Source organism: Polaromonas sp. (genome assembly GCF_030689685.1).
Classification (GTDB): Bacteria; Pseudomonadota; Gammaproteobacteria; order Burkholderiales; family Burkholderiaceae_C; genus Polaromonas.
Window position 1 is genome coordinate 165359 of the sequence record NZ_JAUYEY010000027.1, and the last position, 19947, is coordinate 185305.

At 61.5% G+C, this 19947-nt stretch carries 19 protein-coding genes; 4 read left to right on the forward strand and 15 right to left on the reverse strand.

Features of this window, described 5'->3' with window-relative positions; translation table 11 throughout:
- Positions 1–46 precede the first annotated feature (46 nt).
- Positions 47–1021, forward strand: a complete 975-nt coding sequence (locus Q8O29_RS07410; RefSeq protein WP_305561417.1) for a LysR family transcriptional regulator — start codon at positions 47–49, stop codon at positions 1019–1021.
- Here the strand turns inward: Q8O29_RS07410 and Q8O29_RS07415 are convergent.
- The 3 genes from Q8O29_RS07415 to uvrC form a co-directional block, all read right to left on the reverse strand.
- Positions 969–1877, reverse strand: a complete 909-nt coding sequence (locus tag Q8O29_RS07415; protein WP_305561418.1) for a DMT family transporter — start codon at positions 1875–1877, stop codon at positions 969–971. The two genes, Q8O29_RS07410 and Q8O29_RS07415, sit on opposite strands and share 53 nt — an antisense overlap.
- Positions 1874–2440 (reverse strand): CDP-diacylglycerol--glycerol-3-phosphate 3-phosphatidyltransferase, encoded by a 567-nt coding sequence (pgsA, locus tag Q8O29_RS07420; RefSeq protein WP_305561419.1) that lies wholly within the window; start codon positions 2438–2440, stop codon positions 1874–1876. Before pgsA ends, Q8O29_RS07415 begins: the two co-directional genes overlap by 4 nt.
- 108 nt (positions 2441–2548) lie before the next feature.
- Positions 2549–4462 (reverse strand): excinuclease ABC subunit UvrC, encoded by a 1914-nt coding sequence (uvrC, locus tag Q8O29_RS07425; protein WP_305561420.1) that lies wholly within the window; start codon positions 4460–4462, stop codon positions 2549–2551.
- A gap of 39 nt (positions 4463–4501) precedes the next feature.
- Here uvrC and earP point away from each other — a divergent pair, with 39 nt between their 5' ends.
- On the forward strand, positions 4502–5614 hold the full coding sequence (earP, locus tag Q8O29_RS07430) for an elongation factor P maturation arginine rhamnosyltransferase EarP (RefSeq protein WP_305561421.1): 1113 nt from the start codon (positions 4502–4504) through the stop codon (positions 5612–5614).
- 106 nt (positions 5615–5720) lie between these two features.
- A complete protein-coding gene (gene efp, locus Q8O29_RS07435; RefSeq protein ID WP_188709176.1) occupies positions 5721–6275 on the forward strand; it encodes an elongation factor P in 555 nt (184 codons plus the stop codon).
- A gap of 234 nt (positions 6276–6509) precedes the next feature.
- Here the strand turns inward: efp and Q8O29_RS07440 are convergent, their stop codons facing one another.
- The 3 genes from Q8O29_RS07440 to Q8O29_RS07450 all read right to left on the reverse strand — a co-directional run bounded on the left by Q8O29_RS07440 (position 6510) and on the right by Q8O29_RS07450 (position 9338).
- Positions 6510–7508 (reverse strand): tripartite tricarboxylate transporter substrate binding protein, encoded by a 999-nt coding sequence (locus Q8O29_RS07440; protein WP_305561422.1) that lies wholly within the window; start codon positions 7506–7508, stop codon positions 6510–6512.
- A gap of 62 nt (positions 7509–7570) precedes the next feature.
- Positions 7571–8668 (reverse strand): aromatic ring-hydroxylating dioxygenase subunit alpha, encoded by a 1098-nt coding sequence (locus tag Q8O29_RS07445; protein ID WP_305561423.1) that lies wholly within the window; start codon positions 8666–8668, stop codon positions 7571–7573.
- 28 nt (positions 8669–8696) lie between these two features.
- The gene (locus Q8O29_RS07450; RefSeq protein WP_305561424.1) at positions 8697–9338 is read right to left on the reverse strand and encodes a MarR family winged helix-turn-helix transcriptional regulator; all 642 of its coding nucleotides are present in this window, start codon (positions 9336–9338) and stop codon (positions 8697–8699) included.
- A gap of 117 nt (positions 9339–9455) precedes the next feature.
- Here Q8O29_RS07450 and Q8O29_RS07455 point away from each other — a divergent pair, with 117 nt between their 5' ends.
- Complete coding sequence (locus Q8O29_RS07455) at positions 9456–10319, forward strand: TIGR00730 family Rossman fold protein (RefSeq protein WP_305561425.1); 864 nt, start codon at positions 9456–9458, stop codon at positions 10317–10319.
- 110 nt (positions 10320–10429) lie between these two features.
- Here the strand turns inward: Q8O29_RS07455 and Q8O29_RS07460 are convergent, their stop codons facing one another.
- The 9 genes from Q8O29_RS07460 to Q8O29_RS07500 form a co-directional block, all read right to left on the reverse strand.
- Positions 10430–11590, reverse strand: coding sequence for an MFS transporter (locus Q8O29_RS07460; RefSeq protein WP_305561426.1), 1161 nt, complete (start codon positions 11588–11590; stop codon positions 10430–10432).
- 82 nt (positions 11591–11672) lie between these two features.
- On the reverse strand, positions 11673–13028 hold the full coding sequence (locus tag Q8O29_RS07465) for a DNA recombination protein RmuC (RefSeq protein WP_305561427.1): 1356 nt from the start codon (positions 13026–13028) through the stop codon (positions 11673–11675).
- 9 nt (positions 13029–13037) lie between these two features.
- Positions 13038–14024 (reverse strand): D-glycerate dehydrogenase, encoded by a 987-nt coding sequence (locus Q8O29_RS07470; RefSeq protein WP_305561428.1) that lies wholly within the window; start codon positions 14022–14024, stop codon positions 13038–13040.
- A gap of 36 nt (positions 14025–14060) precedes the next feature.
- Entirely contained in the window at positions 14061–15470 is a 1410-nt protein-coding gene (locus tag Q8O29_RS07475) for a sodium:proton antiporter (RefSeq protein ID WP_305561429.1), read from the reverse strand.
- Positions 15471–15515: 45 nt separating this feature from the next.
- Complete coding sequence (gene pncB / locus Q8O29_RS07480; RefSeq protein WP_305561430.1) at positions 15516–16712, reverse strand: nicotinate phosphoribosyltransferase; 1197 nt, start codon at positions 16710–16712, stop codon at positions 15516–15518.
- Positions 16713–16908: 196 nt separating this feature from the next.
- On the reverse strand, positions 16909–17259 hold the full coding sequence (locus tag Q8O29_RS07485) for an FKBP-type peptidyl-prolyl cis-trans isomerase (protein WP_305561431.1): 351 nt from the start codon (positions 17257–17259) through the stop codon (positions 16909–16911).
- 325 nt (positions 17260–17584) lie between these two features.
- On the reverse strand, positions 17585–18241 hold the full coding sequence (locus tag Q8O29_RS07490; RefSeq protein WP_305561438.1) for a nitroreductase: 657 nt from the start codon (positions 18239–18241) through the stop codon (positions 17585–17587).
- A gap of 41 nt (positions 18242–18282) precedes the next feature.
- Positions 18283–18738, reverse strand: a complete 456-nt coding sequence (locus tag Q8O29_RS07495; protein WP_305561432.1) for a thioesterase family protein — start codon at positions 18736–18738, stop codon at positions 18283–18285.
- A complete protein-coding gene (locus tag Q8O29_RS07500) occupies positions 18735–19700 on the reverse strand; it encodes a histone deacetylase (RefSeq protein ID WP_305561433.1) in 966 nt (321 codons plus the stop codon). The genes Q8O29_RS07495 and Q8O29_RS07500 overlap by 4 nt, the downstream gene beginning before the upstream one ends.
- Positions 19701–19947: the final 247 nt, after the last annotated feature.

Consider the following 19947-nt stretch of genomic DNA (forward strand, 5'->3'; position numbering starts at 1 on the left):
GATTCAAGCAATAATCAGGCAATTGATTGTTTCTATAAAAGCATGAATGCAACGCAGTGATCTGGAACTGGTTCTGGCCGTGCGTGAGCACGGCAGCCTCAGCGCAGCCGCCCTCAGCCTGGATGTGGCACCGCCAGTCGTCACCAAGCGGCTCGCCGCGCTGGAGGCGCGCCTGGGCCAGCGACTGTTTCAGCGCACCACCCGGCGCGTCAGTCCGACCGCTGAAGGCGAGACGGTGTGCGAGCGCGCGCTGGTCCTGCTGCGCGGCTTTACGGAGCTCGAGGCGGAGCTGCAGGAACGCAAGGCCGAACCCACCGGCCTGATCCGGCTGGCAGCCACCCTGGGCTTTGGCCGGCTGTGGCTGGGGCCGGCTCTGGCCAGCTTCCAGGAGCGTTATCCGCGCATCGAGATCCAGTTGCAACTGACCGAACAGTTGCCAGACCTGGCCGCCGAAGGCTTTGATGGCGCCGTCTGGCTGTGGCAAGTTGAGGGGCGACAGGCCGCGCAGTGGGTATCGCGCCGGCTGGCGCGCAACCAGCGGGTGCAGGTGGCCTCACCGCGCTACATCCGTCAGCACGGCATACCCGCCAGCCTGGACGAGTTGCAGAACCATGCCTGCCTGATCGTGCGCGAAAACGGCAGCGCCAGCGGTCAGCGCTTCGATGTCTGGCCTCTGCAAAAAGAACGCGACAAAACACCGGCGCGGGTCCGCGTGCACGGGCCGCTGTCGAGCAATTCAGGTGAACTGGTGCGCGACTGGTGTGTCGCGGGCCGAGGCATCATGCTGCGCAGCCTCTGGGACATCGCACCGCAACTGGCCAGCGGCGATCTGGTGCACGTGCTGCCGGCTTATGCCATGCCGGACGCCGACATCCACTGGCTGGCACCCTACCGCGCAGACTCGCCGCAGCGGATCCGGCTGCTGATCGACCATCTGCTCGCGCAGTTTCAGGGCGCCCCCTGGAAAACTAGGACGCAGTCTTTGCGGGCCGCACCACGAGGCTCACGCCCAGCGCCGTGAGTGCCGTGCCCACCACCGTGACCGCCGTGATGGCTTCGCCAAACAGCAGCCAGGCCATCAGCGCCGTGGTCGGCGGCACCAGGTAGAGCAGGCTGGTCACGGCTGTGGCCGCACCGCGCTGGATCAGCATGTACAGCAGCGAGCTGCCGCCCAGAGTCAGGCCCAGCACCGACCAGGCCAACGCACCGACGAAGCCGCCAGTCCATTGAACAGGCTCGGTCTCCAGCAATGTGAAAGGCAGGGTCACCAGCAGCGCCGCGCCGAGCTGGATGGCATTGGCGCTGCGCACATCGGCAGACTGGACAAAACGCTTCTGGTACAAGGTGCCGGCCGTGATGCACAGCAGTGCGAAGACGGCAAAACCCAGGGTGTAGGGCGTGGCTTCATTGCCGGCGCCGAATTTACCCGAGACCACCAGCAGCAAACCGGCCAGGCCCAGCACCAGGCCCAGCCATTGGCGTGCGCTGACGCGGCTTTCGGCTTGACTGGACTCGCCCATCCGGGACACCCAGACCGCCGTCAGCACCGGCTGCAGACCGACCACCAGCGCCGACAGGCCCGAGCCCATGCCGCCCTTGATGGCGGACCAGACTCCGCTCAAATAACCCGCATGGATCAGGATGCCGGTGACAGCCAGGTGCAGCCACTGCACGCGGCTGGCGGGCCAGGCAACCCGCGCGATGGCAATCCAGGCGATGAAACACAGCAAGGACAAGGCGTAACGGATTGCCAGGAAGCTCAGTGGCGGCGCATAAGGTAAACCGTATTTGGCGACGATGAAACCGGTGCTCCAAATCAGCACGAAGACGGCAGGCATCGCCCGGATCAGGGCATCATTCGATGCAGGCCTCGTCATTTGGTGCGGGCGCGAATTTCGGGAATGGCTTTTTTCAGGTAATAAATCATGGACCAGACGGTCAGGATGGCCGACAGCCAGATCAGCCAGGTGCCCCAGAGATTGGTGTCGATCACGCCAAACAGCTCCCCGTCGTAAAGCAGGAAAGGAATGGCCACCATCTGCACCGTGGTTTTTATCTTGCCAAGCATGTGGACCGCCACGCTTTTGGTCGCACCTATCAGCGCCATCCATTCGCGCAGCGCGGAAATCGCGATCTCACGGCCGATGATGATGAGCGCCACAAACACGTCGATGCGGTCTAAGTGAACCAGCACCAGCAAAGAAGCACACACCAGAAACTTGTCGGCGACCGGGTCGAGAAAGGCGCCGAAGGACGAAGTCTGGTTCAATTTCCGTGCCAGGTAGCCGTCCAGCCAGTCGGTCGCGGCGAACACCACGAACATCACGGTGGCAATCAGGTTGGCCTTTTCCGGCGCGATATCGATATAAAAAACCCCCACAATCAGCGGAATCGCAACAATGCGGGTCCAGGTCATCAGCGTGGGTATGGTCAGAAACATCGTCCGATTTTGGCATGAGAGCGCGCCGGCAGACTGGCAGGGACTGCAGCGCCCCCCCAAATACCCCGGCTTTCACAGCGCGGAGGGTGCAAAAGCCTCCCTGCACCGTCAATGCAGGGCGCGATAAATTTCATCGGCCAGGTCACGCGAGATGCCTTCCACCGTGGCGATGTCCTCGGCGCTTGCCGCGTTCACGCCGCGTATGCCGCCAAAGCGCTGCAGCAGACTGGCGCGCTTTTTAGGGCCTATGCCAGCGATGTCTTCGAGCCGGCTGGCGCCGATCCGCACCTTGGCACGTTTGGCGCGCATGCCGGTGATGGCGAAGCGATGGGCTTCGTCGCGGATCTGGGCAATCAGCATCAGTGCGGCGGAATCGCGGCCGAGATAGACTTTTTCGCGACCGTCGGCAAACACCAGTTCTTCCAGCCCGACCTTGCGGCCCTCGCCCTTCTCCACCCCGGCGATCAGGCCCAGATCCAGTCCGAGTTCCTCGAACACCTGGCGCGCCATCGAGACCTGCCCCTTGCCGCCGTCGATCAGCACCAGATCGGGCAAGCGGGCGGTGTTGTTGCGCGCCGCTTCGGCAAGTTTGCTGTAGCGGCGCATCAGCACCTGGCGCATGGCGGCGTAGTCGTCGCCCGGCGTGATGCCGTCGATGTTGTAGCGCCGGTATTCGGCGCTTTGCATCTTGTGCCCGTGAAACACCACGCACGAGGCCTGGGTCGATTCGCCGGCCGTGTGTGAAATGTCGAAACATTCGATGCGCAGGGCATCAAGGTTGTCCAGCGCGAGCTCCAGCGCCTCGGCCAGCGCGCGCGTTCGGGCCTGCTGCGAGCCCTGCTCAGCCAGCAGGCGGGCCAGTTGCAGGTCGGCATTTTTCTGCGCCATCTCCAGCCAGATACGGCGCTGTTCGCGCGGCTGGTGGATGGCCGTGACCTTGTTGCCGGTCTGCATGATCAGGGCGGCGATCAGTTCCTTGTCCACCGGCTGGCTGCACACCAGCACGGGTGGCACCGGCACGTCGATGTAATGCTGGGCGACAAAGGCCTCCAGCACCAGCGCCTCCAGGCTTTTCAGTTTGCCCGCTGCTTCGGCCCCCGCAGATTCCGGACTGTCGCCATCCAGCCCGGCCAGGTCGGCGGCGTGCTCCACATGGGTGGGGAAGTACGGCCGGTCGCCCAGGTGCCGGCCCCCGCGCACCATGGCCAGATTCACGCAGGCCTTGCCGCCGTGCACCTTGACCGCGAGGACGTCCACGTCCTTGTCACCACCCGTTTCCATGGACTGCTGATGCAGCACCTTGGACAGCGCCGACATCTGGTTGCGCAGCTCGGCGGCTTGCTCGAACGCCAGCTTGTCCGCATGGCCGCGCATCTGTTTTTCGAGCTCAGTCAATATCTCTTCAGCCTGGCCCTGCAAAAAACGCTCGGCATTGGCGACGTCCAGCGCGTACTGCTCGGGCGTCACATGACCCACGCAGGGCGCCGAGCAGCGCTTGATCTGGTACAGCAGGCAAGGCCGCGTGCGGTTGTTGAACACCGTGTCTTCGCAGGTGCGCAGCTTGAACACCTTTTGCAGCAGCAAGATCGTTTCCTTGACCGCCCAGGCGCTCGGGTAGGGGCCGAAGTAGCGGTGCTTTTTCTCCACCGCGCCGCGGTAATAGGCCACGCGCGGGAAACTGTGGGATGCCAGCTTGAGGTAGGGGTAGCTCTTGTCGTCGCGGAACAGGATGTTGAACTTCGGGTTCAGCGTCTTGATCAGGTTGTTTTCCAGCAGCAGGGCCTCGGCCTCGGAGCGCACCACCGTGGTCTCCATGCGCGCGATCTTCGTCACCATGTGGCCGATGCGCGTACCACCGTGGTTTTTCTGGAAGTAGGTCGAGACGCGTTTTTTCAGGTCGCGCGCCTTGCCGACATACAACACGCCGCCTTCCGCATCGAAATAACGGTAGACGCCCGGCATGGCCGGCAGGGCCGCGACTTCGCTGAGCAGTTGGGGATCGAATTCGTGGGGCACGGTCATGGTGATGTCGGAAGTACCCGTATTGTGGACAATCCGGACATGAATCGCAGCCGGCAGTGGGACATATTTTGCAAAGTCATCGACAACCATGGCGACATCGGTGTCTGCTGGCGGCTCAGCGCCGACCTGGCCGCGCGTGGCCAGCAGGTGCGGCTGTGGGTCGATGATGCCTCGGCGCTGCAATGGATGGCGCCTGCGGGGCATGCGGGCGTGACGGTGCTGCCCTGGCTGGAGCCGCTGGGGCTGAACATCCTGCGCCTGGACAGCGCCCCCTGCGAGGTGCTGGTGGAAGCTTTCGGCTGCGACATCGCTCCTGAAGTTATAGCTGCCTGTGCAGACCGGCAAAGGGCTGGATGCCAAAAACCTGTATGGATCAACCTCGAGTACCTGTCCGCCGAGCCTTATGTGGAACGATGCCACGGCCTGCCCTCGCCAGTGCAGCGCGGCCCGGTGGCCGGCTGGAGCAAGTGGTTTTTTTACCCTGGCTTCACGCCTGGCACTGGTGGCCTGCTGCGCGAGCCCGATCTGATGCTGCGGCAGGCGAATTTCGACCGGACCGCCTGGCTTGCTGAGCAGCGCATCGAATGGGCCGGCCAGAAACTGGTCAGCCTCTTCTGCTACGAACCCCCTGCCCTGGCCGACCTGCTGCATCAGTATGCGCACGCAGGACTGGGCCGCCAGCCGGTGCACCTGCTGGTGGCCGCCGGACGCGCTGCCAGCGCGGTCCAGGCCGTTATTAGTGATCAAAAGTGGCTCCAGTCCATGTCGGATGGACTTGGACTGCTATCAATTTCATACCTTCCGCTGCTGAGCCAGACCGATTTTGACCACCTGCTGTGGGCCTGCGATCTGAACTTTGTGCGTGGTGAGGACTCGGTGGTGCGCGCGCTGTGGGCCGGCAAACCTTTTGTCTGGCAGATTTACCCGCAGGACGACCAGGCGCACCTGGCCAAATTGCAGGCTTTCCTGGGCCTGCTGGACGCGCCGCCCTCGCTGCGGGCCTTTCATGAGGCCTGGAACGGCCCGCAGCAAGATCTACTCGCCATGGACATTGCAAGCTGGTCCGAATGTATCCGCGCAGTCCGGCAGCGCCTGCTGGGTCAGCCGGACCTCGGCACCCAGTTGCTCGAATTTGTGGCAAAAAAAAGCTAAAATCAGGGGCTTTGCGGAGAGTCCCAGTCGGGCCGGCCGCACAACCTGCCGCAGGACCCGCGTCCTCAACCAGCGTCCAGCGGCCCAGCCTCAACTAAGAACTGTTATGAAAATCGCTCAAGAAATACGCGCCGGTAACGTCATCATGCACGGCAAGGACCCGATGGTTGTGCTCAAGACCGAATACAGCCGCGGCGGGCGCAACTCTGCCACCGTACGCATGAAGCTCAAAAGCCTGATTGGCAGCTTCGGGACTGAGCAGGTCTTCAAGGCCGACGACAAGGTCGACCAGGTCATCCTCGACAAAAAGGACTGCACTTACTCCTACTTTGCCGACCCGATGTACATCTGCATGGACGCCGAGTACAACCAGTACGAAGTCGAATCCGAAAATATGGGCGACGCGTTGAACTACCTGCAAGACGGCATGGAACTCGAAGTTGTGTTCTACGACGGCAAGGCGATTTCGGTCGAGGTGCCCACCAGCGTGCAGCGCGAGATCACCTGGACCGAGCCCGCCGTCAAAGGCGACACCTCCGGCAAGGTGCTCAAGCCTGCCAAGCTGGCCACCGGTTTTGAAATCGGCGTGCCCATCTTTGTGGCCCAGGGCGATGTCGTCGAGATCGACACCCGCACCGGCGAATACCGCAAACGCGTCTGACTCTTTGCTGCTATGAAAAAAAGGCTCCCGAGGGAGCCTTTTTCAATAAGCGACGGGTCTGCAGTTTCAGCGCAAACGCACCACATGTCCATCGAGAGCAGTCAGCGAGGTATCCACAAATCCTGAGCCCGAACGGTCTCCTGGATTAAAGTCGACGATGAACTCTCCGGACAAAGGCAAGCAGGAAATGATCACCAAAGTTGAACAAAGTCTTCTGACGTATTTGACTCCCGGTCAGCTCGGTTCAATCCCCAAATCCCGAAGGCGCTTGGTGATAACGGGAAACTCTTCGTTGTACATGGCCAACGCGCGGTCTGCTCCGGTAATCATTGGCTCAAGGCCACGCTCCCGGATCGCCCCGATAACTTCGGCACTGTTGGCAATTGCCTGAATTTCAGTAGACAGCCGCGCGACCACCGTATCCGGTGTGGCTTTGGGCACCAAAACCGCCATCCAGACGCTGCGGTCAAAAAAGTTGTCAGTGATGCCCAATTCGCGAAAAGTAGGCACATTGGGCAGTGCACTGGAACGGTTGACGCCCATCATTGCAAGAGGCACGATTTTGTTACCCAGCACATGTGGGCGGGCAGTGCCAGCAGAGGTCCAGCCGCAGTTGATCGTATTGGTAAGCAGGTCCTGCAGTACGGGCGCTTCGCCGCGTTGCGGCACGTGCACCGAGTTGAACTTCAAGCTGCTGCCCAAGGTCTGGCCCGCCAGATGTCCGAGGCTTCCAATGCCCCACGAGCCATAAGAAACCTGCCGGCCCGCAGCAGCAGCATAGGCTTTGAACTCCTCAAAATTCTTCACCCCTAGGCTGGCCGGCACCGACAGCAGCGCTGGGCTACGCAAAATTGACGCCACAAAACGAAAATCTCTTTGTGGGTCGTAAGGAAGATTTTTTATCAGTACGGTGTTGTTGATGAGGGGATCATTGAGCGTATACAAAAGCGTGTAGCCGTCTGCAGGCGCCTTGGCTACCTCGGCACAACCAATCGCTCCTGCAGCGCCTGTCTTGTTGTCAATGATGACGCTCTGCCCAAGGCTCCTCGACAGTTTTTCACCAATCAAACGGGCTGTTGCGTCGGTAGCACCACCGGGTGCGAACGGCACAACCACACGCAGGCCTTTTGTGGGGAATGCACCCGTCTGGGCGTTGGCCTTGAGCAGCAGCGATGGGGCTGCGAGCGCAACCGACCACTGGGCACCGGCGTAGAAAAATTTTCTTCTGAGCATGAAAGTCTCCTTTGGCAAATTAGCTTGACATGGGTTGAAACGGGTTGAAATCGAAAAAAGATTCAAGCCACCACCGGGCCTCTTTTTGTGGCGGCAGTTGTCGCGGATGACTGGCTCGCGGCCGGGGCTGCAGATTCGCTGGTAATTTCTGCATCCACCAGCCGCCGATAGCGGGTCAATGCGCCGTCCAGATGCAGCGGCAACATGGTGAAGTCGGGTGCGCTGGCCAGGCAAGCGCTTTGAGCGCCAATCATGTCTTTGTCTTCTTCAAAAGCGCGAATCAGCATTTGGTACATCGACCCCGCCAGTTCGGCGTCGCCCTGGCCGGTGCGATGGCCCTGCTGAAAAAAGTAATGCGTGCTGTGTTCAGTCTCTGGGGTCAAAGTCTGGCAGCTATGCAGTTCAACCTCGCCACTATCGACAGAGTTGCTTTTGCTGGGTTTTCCGCCCGACTTCATCAGCAGCGTTCCGGGAAGTAAAAAGTCGTAGTCCCACCAGCGTTCTATCAGGCCGCTGAAGGTATGGATGCGCTGGTAAGACGGCGGTGGCGGTACTTCTGCCACTGACCGTTGCACCCGCAAACCTCGCTGCCCGTGCGTCAAAATGTCGCTGACTGCAGCCCGGCTTTGCGCAATGGCGTGCGAACCGCCCAGTGTTTTCTCATGAACGTAACTGAGGTGTGAAAAATCCAGTAAGTTGTCGCAGATCAGCAAATAGTTGGTCTGGTAATGCAGGTAGCCTGGCTTGTAATGCCAGTCGGGGCTATCGCACGAATAGTTGTCCGGAAGCATCGCCCGATCCGCTTTTTCCGGCTCACCCATCCACACAAAAATCCACTTGTTTTTGGCCACCACCGGGTATCGTTTGACGCAGGCCTTGGCTGGCGCCGCGCTCATGCCCGGTACTTCAATACATTGACCATCGGGGTTAAACAGCAGGCCGTGGTAACCGCAGCGAAGATTGTTGCCCTCAAAACGTCCTTTTGACAGCGGCGCGCCACGGTGGCAACAACGGTCGGCCAACGCAACCAGCTCGTTGCCAGCTCGATAGACCACGATGGGCTCGCCGAGCACAGTTCGCGTGAATATCTGGCCATTTTCCTGAGTCGACGGAATTTCGTGATCCCAGGCGATCACGTACCAACAGTTTCTGACGAACATCAGCTTTTTCTCCTTAGAAAGATCACCTTCACGCCTTGGACGGCGGTAAATTTCTCCTGCGTACAGGTTTGGCGAGTGAATCGGCAATAAACGCCTGTGTTGCCACCTCGACTGCAGGCAAGTTTTCATGAAGCCGCTTGAGCAAGCGCAGCAAGGTTTCATGGTCATCCTTGCTCAGCACCTCCAGTAAAGCGCGCTCTCTTGCCAGTGCGATGCCGAGAATCTGGTCGTGAATATGACGCCCGTGCAGCGTGAGGCTGGCCAAACGAATGCGACCATCGGCGGGATCGAGTTCAAGCGCAATCAGTTTCTTCGCCACCATTTGTTTGAAGCATCGGCTGACAGACGCCTTGTCCATGCCGATGACCTGACTGATCTGCTGGGCGCTGATCGTTTCGTGGATGGCCAGCAGCACCATGCAGCGCCACACTTCCGCCCCCACGCCAAACAGGTTCAGATAGTTTTGCGAGGCCCCACGCGTGAGCTTGTTGGCAATCCAGACAAAGTAGGCGGGGACATAACGGTCAAGGTCAACGGCTGAAGCGGGCGGTGTCAGCAGGTCACGCGCATCCTCGTTGCTGGCGGCAACTGGCTTGAGAAGGGACTTTCCAGGTGCTTTGACGTCGGCGTCAGTGACCGGTTTGTTTCGGCGGGAGGGCTGGGTGGTCATAGCGGCATTCTTTTAGTTGGCAAATCAACTAGTTGAATAGTCAACTTGAAGTTTGTTTATCGCATCCGCATTTACCCGCACTGATGATCGGATCAGCCCAGCGGTCACAATGGCGCCATGGACCAAACCCAAGACCTCTCTGGCAGCCGCCTGGCCGACGCCTGGGCCGAGTTGCAGTCGCATGCCGACAAAGGCAATCCACTTGAAGCTGACGCCTATCGCCTGGCATTTGCCGACCCTGAATTTTTGCTGCGGCGGGAAACACGCGGCATTCGTTTCCAGCTTGAGATGCTCAAGCCCGACATGGAGCAACTCGCCCAGGGCATTGAAAACACCATCGTGGTTTTCGGTAGCGCACGTTTCCCGGCGCCCGAGCAGGCTGAACAAGCCCTGAAGCTGGCCCGTGAAAGCGGCGACACGCAGGCGCAGGCGCTGGCCGAGCGGCATGTGCGCAATGCGGTTTATTACGAGCAGGCACGGCTGTTCGGACGCATGGTCGCCACCCACAGCGAACACCGTCCGCCGGCCGAGCAGCTCTTCATCTGCACCGGCGGCGGCCCCGGCATCATGGAGGCGGCCAACCGCGGCGCGCACGAGATGGGCGTGCCCACCGTGGGCCTGAACATCGCCCTGCCGCACGAACAAAGCTCCAACCCCTACGTCACACCCTCGCTGAGCTTCAAGTTCCACTACTTCGCGCTGCGCAAGATGCATTTCATGATGCGGGCCAAGGCGCTGGTGGCCTTTCCCGGTGGTTTCGGCACACTCGACGAGCTGTTCGAAGTCATCACGCTGGTGCAGACCCGCAAAGCCAAGCCGGTGCCCATCATCCTGTTCGGCTCCGACTACTGGAAACGCCTGCTCAACTTTGATGTGCTGGTCGAGGAAGGCGCGATTTCGCCGGAAGACTTGAAGCTCTTCGAATATGTCGACGACCCCCAGGTCGCCTGGGACGCGATCAAGACCTTTTATCAGTTGTAAATAGAGCCCCCACGTTCGTTCACTGCGTGTAACTCTCTGCCCCCTGCGGGGGCGCTGCGCCTGCGGGCCGGCAAAGCCGGACCCGCGGCCCCTGCTTGTCGGGAGGGAGCTCAGTCCCTGAGCAGCCAAGCCGCACGCGCGCCGGCGCCGACCACCGCACCGGTGGCCCAGAACACGCCGGCGATGCCGATCACCGCGCCCAGGGTGCCGAACAGCATGGGCATCAGCACACTGGACGCGTTGATGGCCATCAGGCGCAGGCCCAGCGCCTCGCCGTGTCTGGCCTCGGGCGTGATCTGGTGCAGCATGCTCATGATCATGGGCTGGACCGTGCCCAGCGCGAAACCCAGCAGCACCGAACACACACCCATGCCCAGCGCCGTGCCCATGAAGGGGTAGACACCAAACAGCACGGCGGTCATCAGCATCGCGCCCACCAGCACACGCCACTCGCGCAGGTGCGCGGCCAGCAGCGGCATGACCATGCGGATGGCGGCGGCGGCCACGGCAAAGGCGCCCAGGATGGAACCGATGACCGAGGCGCTGATACCTTTTTCAAAACCCAGCACCGGCACCACAAAAGTGTGCACGTCCCAGCAGGACGACAAAAACCAGTTCACCAGCATGAGACGGCGAAAGGCCGGGTCGCGCAGCAGGTCCCAGGCACTGGCCGGCGCGCTGCCCGGCTCTACGGTCACGGGCGGCAGTTCGCGGGTCGGCCGCACCAGCAACCAGCAGGCCAGCGGCAGCACCGCCATCAGAAAAAACGCGGCGCGGTAACCGGTGGTGCTGTTGGGCAAAGCGCCCGCATGGTCGATCAGCAGGCCCGCCGCGAAAGGCCCGACAAAATTCGACACTGCCGGACCAATTGACAGCCAGCTAAACACGCGCCGCAGTTGCAAGGCCCCCACCGCTGCACGCCCGACATGGCGCTGCAGCGAAATGACGGCTGCCCCAGTGGCACCACCGGTCAGCAGCGCCGCCACGCACAGCACCGGGAACACCGGAAAGGCCACCGCCATGCCGGCGCCCAGCATGGCAGCCATCACGCTGTAGCCGATGGGGCGCTTCAGGCCATGGCGGTCGGCAAAACGGCCGGCCGGCAGCGCCAGGAACACCTGCGTCAGGGCAAACATCGCGAGCAGCACACCGACGGCCGCCGGGCTGTAACCCTCGCGCAGCGCCAGCAGCGGTGCGGCCATGCGGGTGCCGGCCATGCAGGCGTGCAAGCAAACCTGCGCGAGGATCAGGCGGGCCAGTTCAGGCGTCATGATTAATGATCAAATCGGCCTCTAGCCCATACTCATAGGGGGCAAGAAGCTATCAAATCAGTAGCAAACCAGGGAAGGGAAGTCAATCGTCCAGCACGTCCGTATCTGCGGCTGGCGGCAGCAGCACCTGGGATTCGGCGTCGGGCAAGGCCTCGACCTTGCGCAGGGCCAGCCGCATCTGCTTGGCGCGGGTGTCGGCCTTGTCCAGGGTATCGGAGGCCTTGGCCACCTGCTCCTTGATACGCGCCACCCATTCGCCATAACGCTCGAACTCGGTCTTGACCGCGCCCAGCACCTTCCAGACCTCGGACGCCTGCTGCTCCAGCGCCAACGTGCGAAAACCCATGTGCAGGCTGTTGAGCATGGCCAGCAAGGTGGTCGGTCCGGCCAGCGTCACACGGTGCTGGCGCTGAATCGCGTCCATCAGCCCCGGCCGGCGCAAGACCTCGGCATACAGGCTTTCGACCGGCAGGAACAGGATGGCGAAATCGGTGGTGTGCGGCGCAGCCAGGTAGTTCTCGGCAATCGATTTGGCCTCAGTGCGGATACGCGCTTCCAGCGCCTTGCCGGCCAGCTCTACCGCGCCAGGGTCTACGCGTTCATGCGCGTCGAGCAGGCGCTCATAATCGTCGCGTGGAAATTTTGCATCGATGGGCAACCACACTGGCGAGCCGTCGTCGCCGCGTCCGGGAAAGCGGATGGCGAAGTCCACACGCTGACCGCTGCGCGGCTTGGTCTCGACCTGCTTGGCATACTGCTCGGTGGTCAGCACCTGCTCCAGCAGGGCTTCGAGCTGGACTTCGCCAAACACACCACGCGTCTTGACGTTGGTCAGCACGCGCTGCAGGCTGCCCACGCCGACCGCCAGTGACTGCATCTCGCCGAGGCCCTTGTGCACCTGTTCGAGCCGGTCGGCCACCTGCTTGAAGCTCTCGCCGAGGCGCGTCTCCAGCGTGGTCTGGAGTTTTTCGTCCACGGTTTTGCGCATTTCGTCCAGCTTGGCCGAATTGGTTTGCTGCAACTGAGCGAGTTGCTGCTCCAGCGTTTCGCGCACTTCGACCATGCGCCGGGCGTTCGATTCGCTGACCGACTGCAACTGCGTGCTCAGGGTGTCGGACAGGGTTTTCTGCAGCAAGGTCAACTGCTGGGAAAAAGCGTCGATCTGCGTGTTCTGCGTGCGAATGGCTTCGGCGCTTTGCTGCACCAGCGTCTGCTGGAAGGTAGCAAAGCTCGTCGCCAGTTCCTGGCGGCTTGAGCGCGCGCTGTCGCCGATCTCACGCCGCAATTCACGTTCAAGCTTGTCGTTGCCTGCCGCCAGACCAGCCAACACCTGCGCGGCGCCCGTGCTGTCGGCCGGCTTGCGCAGCAACAGCCACAGCAGGAGCAGCAGGTTGGCCAGCAGCAATGCCAGCGCCAGCCAGGCTTGGAGGTCGGTCATACCTTGCGCTTATTTGGCGGCCAGCACCGCAGAGTTCAGCGGTGTCAGCGGCCTTTTGTCCTTAAAGAAACCGATCAGGTTGTCCACCGCCAGATTCGCCATCGCCATGCGCGTCGGTACGGTGGCGCTGGCGATGTGCGGCGTCAGCACCACGTTGGGTACGGTGAGCAGGTCGGGGTGCACCTTGGGCTCGCCTTCAAACACATCCAGGCCGGCGGCTGCAATGGTTTTGTCGCCCAGGGCCTGGGCCAGCGCCGCATCATCCACAATGCCTCCGCGCGCAATGTTGACCAGCGTCGCCGTGGGTTTCATCAGCGCCAGTTCGGCCGCACCAATCGTGTGGTGCGAAGCCGGCGAATACGGCAGCACCAACACCACATGGTCGGCGGTTCTCAAGAGCTCTTCCTTGCTCACATAGCTGGCCTTGCATTCGGCTTCCACCGCGGCATCGAGGCGGGAGCGGTTGTGGTAAATCACCTTCATGCCGAACCCATGCGCGCCGCGCTTGGCAATACCTTGGCCGATGCGCCCCATGCCCAGAACGCCCAGCGTGCTGCCGTGGATGTCGGAGCCAGCGAACATGTCGAAACTCCATTTGTTCCACTTGCCAGCGCGCAGGTAATGCTCGCTCTCGGTGACGCGCCGGGCGGTCGCCATCAGCAGCGCGAAACCAAAATCGGCTGTGGTTTCCGTCAGCACGTCCGGCGCGTTGGTGGCCAGCACACCGGCCGCTGTCATCGCGTCGAGGTCGAAGTTGTTGTAACCCACCGCCATGTTGGCGCAGATTTTCAGGCGCGGGCAGGCGGCCAGCACCTCGGCATCAATGCGGTCGCCGCCGGTGGTGAAAGCGCCGTCCTTGTCCTTCAATTTGTCCGCGAGCTGGGCCTTGGACCAGCTTTCATCAGCTTGGTTGGCCTCAACCTCGAAGTGCTGCTCAAGCCGGCTGATGATTTCTGGAAAAATCGCACGCGCGACGAGGATTTTGGGTTTGCTCATGAGAATATCTCTTGGTTGAAAAGAAGGATGCCTGGATTATTTGAACCAGATGAAGGTCATCAGGACAAACAGCGGGATCAGCACCGCACCCGACCAGACCATGTAGCCGAAGAAACTGGGCATCTTGACACCACGGTCTTCAGCTATCGCCTTGACCATCAGGTTGGGCGCATTGCCGATGTAGGTATTGGCGCCCATGAACACCGCACCGGCCGAAATTGCGGCCAGGGTGGGCGCCAGTGTGGTCATCAGCACCTGTGCGTCACCCCCGGCAGTGTTGAAAAACACCAGGTAAGTCGGCGCGTTGTCCAGAAACGAACTGAGCGCACCCGTGGCCCAAAAGTACATGGCCGGGTCGGGCTGGCCGTCGGGCCGGGTCACGGCTGCCACCACCGCGCCAAAAGCTCCACTGGAACCCGCCTTGAGTATCGCGATCACGGGAATGATGGTCAGAAAAATGCCGGCAAACAATTTGGCAACCTCGGCCATAGGCGCCCAGGAAAACTGGTTGTCCTCATGCACCTTGCTGGCCGTCAGCTTGAGCGAAAGCAGCGCGATGGCAATCAGTCCGGCGTCACGCACCAGGCCGGGCAGACCGACTTCGGTGCCATAAATGTCCAACACCACCGGGGATTTCCAGAAACCGCTGAGCAACACCAGGCCCGCAATCGCTGCCAGCAGGCCGAAGTTGAAAGCGCCGTCAAACCCAAGCCGCTGTGTGTCCGGCGTCGGGTCCACCCGCTGCACGCCCTCGTTGCGGTAATACCAGCTATCCAGCAAGTAGAAGATCACCAGCAGGCTACCGATCAGGAACAGGGTTTCCGGAAAGATGTGCTGGAGCGTCCAGAAAAAATCCACACCCTTCAAAAAGCCCAGGAACAGCGGGGGGTCGCCCAGCGGCGTCAGCGATCCGCCGGCATTGGAGACGATGAAGATAAAAAACACCACGATGTGTGCGTTGTGTTTGCGGTTGTCGTTGGCGCGGATCAAAGGCCTGATCATCAGCATCGAGGCGCCGGTAGTACCCATGAAACTGGCCAGCACGGCGCCAATCAGCAACAGGCCCGCATTCAGCGCGGGACTGCCATGTAAATTGCCACGGATGAAAATGCCGCCGGCCACCGTGAACAGCGCTGTCAACAAAATAATGAACGGTATGTACTCGGCCACCAACGCATGAACCAGGCTGATACCCGCTACTGAAGGTTCGAACATCACGGCAAAAGGAATAAAAAACGCCAGCGTCCAGGCCGCCGAGACCTTGCCAAAATGATGGTGCCAGAACCACGGCACCAGCAAGGGCATCAACGCGATGGACAGCAGCAGGCCGGCGAAAGGCACGCCCCACAGCGGCGATAACTGGCTGCCGTCGAAGTCTGCCGCCAACGCCAGCCCGGGCCAGACAAAAAACAAAGCCGCAACGACGGCCCAGCGCGATATTTTCATGGTGTCTCCATTTTTAAAAGCCGGGGGACAAACTCCCGACCACAATTATCCCGACGACGCGATGTCAAAAACCTGACGCAGGTAAGCCAGGTATTTTTCGTCGTCGCACATGTTTTTGGACGGCGTGTCCGACAGTTTGGCCACAGGTTGACCATTACAGCGCACCATCTTGATGACGATTTGCAGCGGCTCGTAGCCAAGATCGTTGGTCAGGTTGGTGCCGATGCCGAAAGCCAGTTGGCAGCGCCCCTTGAACTGCGAATACAGCTCGATGGTGCGCGGCACTGTCAGGCCGTCGCTGAAGATTAGCGTTTTGGTTTTCGGATCAACCCGGTTTTTGGCGTAATGCGCCAGCATGCGCTCGCCCCACTCGAACGGGTCCCCGCTGTCATGGCGCGCGCCGTCAAACAGCTTGCAAAAATACATGTCGAAGTCGCGCAGGAAGGCGCTCATGCCGTAAACGTCGCTCAGCGCAATACCGAGGTCACCGCGGTATTCCTTGGCCCAGGATTCGAAGCCGAACACCTGGCTGTCGCGCAGCCGCGGACCCAACGCCTGGCAGGCCTGCAAATACTCGTGCGCCATGGTGCCCAACGGGGTCAGTCCGAGTTTCATCGCAAACAGCACATTGCTGGTGCCTGCAAATTGACTGGTCACGCCCGTACCCAGTCGTGCACTGAGTGCCCGCAGCACCTCCTCATGCCAGGCCTTGCCAAAGCGGCGGCGCGTACCGTAGTCGGCAATTTTCAACTCGGCCAGGCCATTGGCCTGCAACTGCCCGATCTTGGTGTCCAGGCGCTTGCGCCCCTCTGTCACGTCGGCAAGTTTTTGGGTATTCCGGAAATACACCTCGTTGATAATGGCCAGCACCGGGATCTCGAACAAAATGGTATGCAGCCACGGACCCTCGATCACCACCTCGATTTCACCCGAGGGCAGTGCCTTGACGCTGACGTATTTTTCATTGAGGCGGAACAGCCCCAGAAAATCAATGAAGTCGCTTTTGATGAAACGCATCGCACGCAGGTAGGCGAGCTCGGCATCCTGAAACTGCAGGCTGCACAGCAGGCGTATCTCTTGCCGGATTTCACGGACGTAAGGCGCCAGATCGCCGATGCCGGCCGCGCCGGCATTGCGGCACTTGAACCGGTACTCGACCTGCGCCCCTGGAAACTGATGCAGCACGACCTGCATCATCGTGAACTTGTACAGATCAGTATCAAGCAGGCTGGCAATAATCATCGGCACATCCGTAAGTTCATTTTTCGGGCGAATTGCTGCGTTGCGCGGTGCTCGCAATCCTCATGCACCCAAGTGCATGCCGGCGGCCTGCGCAACCCTCGCATGAGCTCGAAGAGCGATGCGACATGCGCCTCGCACTTCATCCCAAAAAGCTGAATTTCTGGAGGTGCCCGCGTCGACCAAAATCACAAAACACTCAGCCCAGAAAATCGACTTCGAACAACAGCGTCGCGTTCGGCGGAATCGCGCCGCCAGCGCCGCGCGCACCGTAACCGAGTTCTGCCGGAATCACCAGGCGGCGCGTGCCGCCGACCGACATGCCCTGCACGCCTTCATCCCAGCCCTTGATGACCTGGCCGGCACCGAGCGAAAACTCGAACGGGTCGCCACGGTCCTTGCTCGAATCGAACTTGGCGCCCTGCACACCGTCGTTGTAAAGCCAGCCGGTGTAATGCACGCGGACGTTCTGGCCAGCCTTGGCAATCGCGCCAGTGCCGAGCACAGTGTCTTCGTATTGGAGGCCGGAGGGGGTGGTGGTCAGTGCCATGCGAAATCTTTCAAAAAAATGGATATGAGCGCCTTTGCGCAAACCCCTGACTTTACCCGCAAGCTCACCCTATTCGCAGAGCCCTTCGACAGGCTCAGGACAAACGGAGAGGATGCGAGCGTTCGCGAGTGTCCCGTCCCCTTCAAGCCGGGGCCGTGGAACCGGCTTCGCCGGGCCGCAGGCGCAGCGGCCCCCTCGGGGCTGGTGGCTGCGGCTCCGAACCTGCTTGAGCAGGTTTGGACAGGCACCAGAAGCGAAGCCATTGGCGAGCGGCGGCTGCAAGGTGCAGGGAGCTACACGGAGTGAGCGACCGTGGGGGCCTATCTCAGTCCAGCCAGGTGGTGAAGTCCTGCGGGCCAACGCGCGGCGTGCGGAAAGTGTTGACCAGCGCCGACTCGTCGGCGTAGCCCAGCGACATGCCGCACACCAGCATCTCATCGGCACCAGCGCCTATATGCGGCAGGATGATGCTGGCAAAGCCGTTCCAGGCCGCCTGCGGGCAAGTGTGCAGGCCGTGGCCACGCGCGGCCACCATGAGGTTCTGCATGAACATGCCGTAGTCCACCAAGCTGCCACGTTCCATCACCCTGTCCAGCGTGAACATCAGCCCGACCGGTGCATCAAAAAACCTGAAATTGCGCTGATGCTGCGCATGCATCTTGTCCTTGTCCTCCTTGCCGATACCCAGCAGGCCGTACAGACCCCAGCCGTTCTCGCGGCGCCGGTCAATATAGGGCGACACCCATTTTTCCGGGTAGTAGGCGTACTCCTCCTGATACTGCGCCGCAAGCTCGGGGTTGGCGCGAACGGCGTCATGAGCGCTGCAGACCTTGTCGACCAGCCCGTCGCGGCTGGCACCCTGCAGCACATAGACCCTCCAGGGCTGGGTATTGGTACCTGACGGCGCGCGGCTGGCGCGGGCCAGCAGGTGTTCCAGCATTTCCGGCGCTACGGGTGTGGGCAGAAAGGCTCGGGTGGACATGCGGCTGTCGATGGCTGCGTCCACAGCATTCGGGGTTGCACTCACTTAAGGCTCTCCAATACGGTCAGAAGTCGGGGTGGCAAGGGCACAGGCCGACGTGTTTCTTTGTCCACGTAGACATGAATGAAATGGCCTTTTGCAGCGCTTGATTCCGCCGCCGGATCACCCGGCTTGGCGGAGAACAGGCCCACCTCGTAGCGAACGCTGGATGAGCCCACAAGCGCCACGCGAATGCCCGCGAGCACCGGGTCGGGAAAAGCCAGCGGCGAAAAATAATTGCACTGGGTCTCGACCACCAGACCGATCACATGGCCGGCATGAATATCGACCGCACCGGTCTCAATCAGGTAGCCATTGACGGCGGTGTCGAACCAACTGTAATAAACGACGTTGTTGATGTGGCCGTACACGTCGTTGTCGGACCAGCGGGTGCCAATGGGACGAAAGACCTTGTAGGCGCTACGCGGCTCGGCCTGGGGTCGAGGGAAGGAATTCATTCAGGTATTCTGCCAGCGCCCCGCCACCGCTCCCAATAGTCCAGCGCCGCCCGGAAGGTATTGATCTGCACCTGAACCGTATCTTCGATGTTCACACCGTACCCGCCGGCCATAGCCAATGCCAGCGGGATGCGCCGACTGAAAGCCCAGTCGAAGACGCGCCGGTCGCGCGCCTCCAGCCCATCCCAGCTCAGCTTCAGGCGCCCCAGCCGGTCGCCCTCGTGCGGGTCCGCACCAGCGAGATAAATCACCAGGCCCGGTGAAAAGCGCCGGTCCAGCTCGTCGAGTGCCAGCTCCAGCGCGTGCAGGTAGGCGTCGTCGCGGCAGCCGTCGGGCAGCTCCACGTCCAGGTCGCTGGCTTCCTTGCGGAACGGGAAATTTTTCTGGCCGTGAATGGACAGCGTGAACACCGTCGGATCGCGGCTGAAAATGCTGGCTGTTCCGTTCCCCTGGTGCACGTCCAGGTCGATGATGGCAACCTGCAGCGGATGGCGTTCCCCGCAGCGCAGGCGGGCATGTTCAGCCTGCATCAGCCGCGCCGCAATGGCCGCGTCGTTGAAGACGCAAAATCCGCTGCCCTTGGCCGCCGACGCATGGTGGGTGCCGCCGGCCATGTTGGCGGCGATGCCTTCGGCCGGCTGGCCGCCCAGGCCCAGGGCGACGCGTGCGGCCGCGACGGTGGCGCCGGCCGAGCGGCGCGAGCGCTCCACCATCGCGGGACTCCATGGGAAGCCGATCTCGCGCATCGCGGCAGGGCTCAGGCTGCCGTCCACCACGGCCTGGATGTAGGCCGGGTCATGCGCCAGCGCCAGTTCGCCGTCGCTGACGGGCAGGGCCACGCCCGGCCGCACCTGCGCCAGCTCAAGCGCAAGGCGGCTGCGCAGGCGCTGGTACTTGCCCATGGGGAAACGGTGACCGTCCGGCAGGGGCAACACAAAGTGATCGGCGTAGAAGGCTTGCATGGGGAGCGAAGATTCAAAACGAGGCGAGATGGCCGCACTGATTGTGACCGCCGACGCCGGTTTCCCCGGCCACTTGCCGCTGCGCCGGCATGGGGGCGGCTCGGCCTAAGGAAGCGCTGAACAAGTCCCCTGCGGCGCGCGATCAGCCGGGCTCGGGCGGTCTGCTGCGTTGAATTTCTTGCCAATAGCCAGCTATTGGCTGCGAAATCCGCCTTGGCAATCCCATCCCGATCCGGCTGCCGCGCCT

What these genes read in the sequence shown, in the direction of transcription:
- Q8O29_RS07410 (WP_305561417.1), top strand. Translation starts at nt 47, where the DNA reads ATGCAACGCAGTGATCTGGAACTGGTTCTGGCCGTGCGTGAGCACGGC.
- Q8O29_RS07415 (WP_305561418.1), bottom strand. Translation starts at nt 1,877, where the DNA reads ATGACGAGGCCTGCATCGAATGATGCCCTGATCCGGGCGATGCCTGCC.
- pgsA (WP_305561419.1), bottom strand. Translation starts at nt 2,440, where the DNA reads ATGTTTCTGACCATACCCACGCTGATGACCTGGACCCGCATTGTTGCG.
- uvrC (WP_305561420.1), bottom strand. Translation starts at nt 4,462, where the DNA reads ATGACCGTGCCCCACGAATTCGATCCCCAACTGCTCAGCGAAGTCGCG.
- earP (WP_305561421.1), top strand. Translation starts at nt 4,502, where the DNA reads ATGAATCGCAGCCGGCAGTGGGACATATTTTGCAAAGTCATCGACAAC.
- efp (WP_188709176.1), top strand. Translation starts at nt 5,721, where the DNA reads ATGAAAATCGCTCAAGAAATACGCGCCGGTAACGTCATCATGCACGGC.
- Q8O29_RS07440 (WP_305561422.1), bottom strand. Translation starts at nt 7,508, where the DNA reads ATGCTCAGAAGAAAATTTTTCTACGCCGGTGCCCAGTGGTCGGTTGCG.
- Q8O29_RS07445 (WP_305561423.1), bottom strand. Translation starts at nt 8,668, where the DNA reads ATGTTCGTCAGAAACTGTTGGTACGTGATCGCCTGGGATCACGAAATT.
- Q8O29_RS07450 (WP_305561424.1), bottom strand. Translation starts at nt 9,338, where the DNA reads ATGACCACCCAGCCCTCCCGCCGAAACAAACCGGTCACTGACGCCGAC.
- Q8O29_RS07455 (WP_305561425.1), top strand. Translation starts at nt 9,456, where the DNA reads ATGGACCAAACCCAAGACCTCTCTGGCAGCCGCCTGGCCGACGCCTGG.
- Q8O29_RS07460 (WP_305561426.1), bottom strand. Translation starts at nt 11,590, where the DNA reads ATGACGCCTGAACTGGCCCGCCTGATCCTCGCGCAGGTTTGCTTGCAC.
- Q8O29_RS07465 (WP_305561427.1), bottom strand. Translation starts at nt 13,028, where the DNA reads ATGACCGACCTCCAAGCCTGGCTGGCGCTGGCATTGCTGCTGGCCAAC.
- Q8O29_RS07470 (WP_305561428.1), bottom strand. Translation starts at nt 14,024, where the DNA reads ATGAGCAAACCCAAAATCCTCGTCGCGCGTGCGATTTTTCCAGAAATC.
- Q8O29_RS07475 (WP_305561429.1), bottom strand. Translation starts at nt 15,470, where the DNA reads ATGAAAATATCGCGCTGGGCCGTCGTTGCGGCTTTGTTTTTTGTCTGG.
- pncB (WP_305561430.1), bottom strand. Translation starts at nt 16,712, where the DNA reads ATGATTATTGCCAGCCTGCTTGATACTGATCTGTACAAGTTCACGATG.
- Q8O29_RS07485 (WP_305561431.1), bottom strand. Translation starts at nt 17,259, where the DNA reads ATGGCACTGACCACCACCCCCTCCGGCCTCCAATACGAAGACACTGTG.
- Q8O29_RS07490 (WP_305561438.1), bottom strand. Translation starts at nt 18,241, where the DNA reads ATGTCCACCCGAGCCTTTCTGCCCACACCCGTAGCGCCGGAAATGCTG.
- Q8O29_RS07495 (WP_305561432.1), bottom strand. Translation starts at nt 18,738, where the DNA reads ATGAATTCCTTCCCTCGACCCCAGGCCGAGCCGCGTAGCGCCTACAAG.
- Q8O29_RS07500 (WP_305561433.1), bottom strand. Translation starts at nt 19,700, where the DNA reads ATGCAAGCCTTCTACGCCGATCACTTTGTGTTGCCCCTGCCGGACGGT.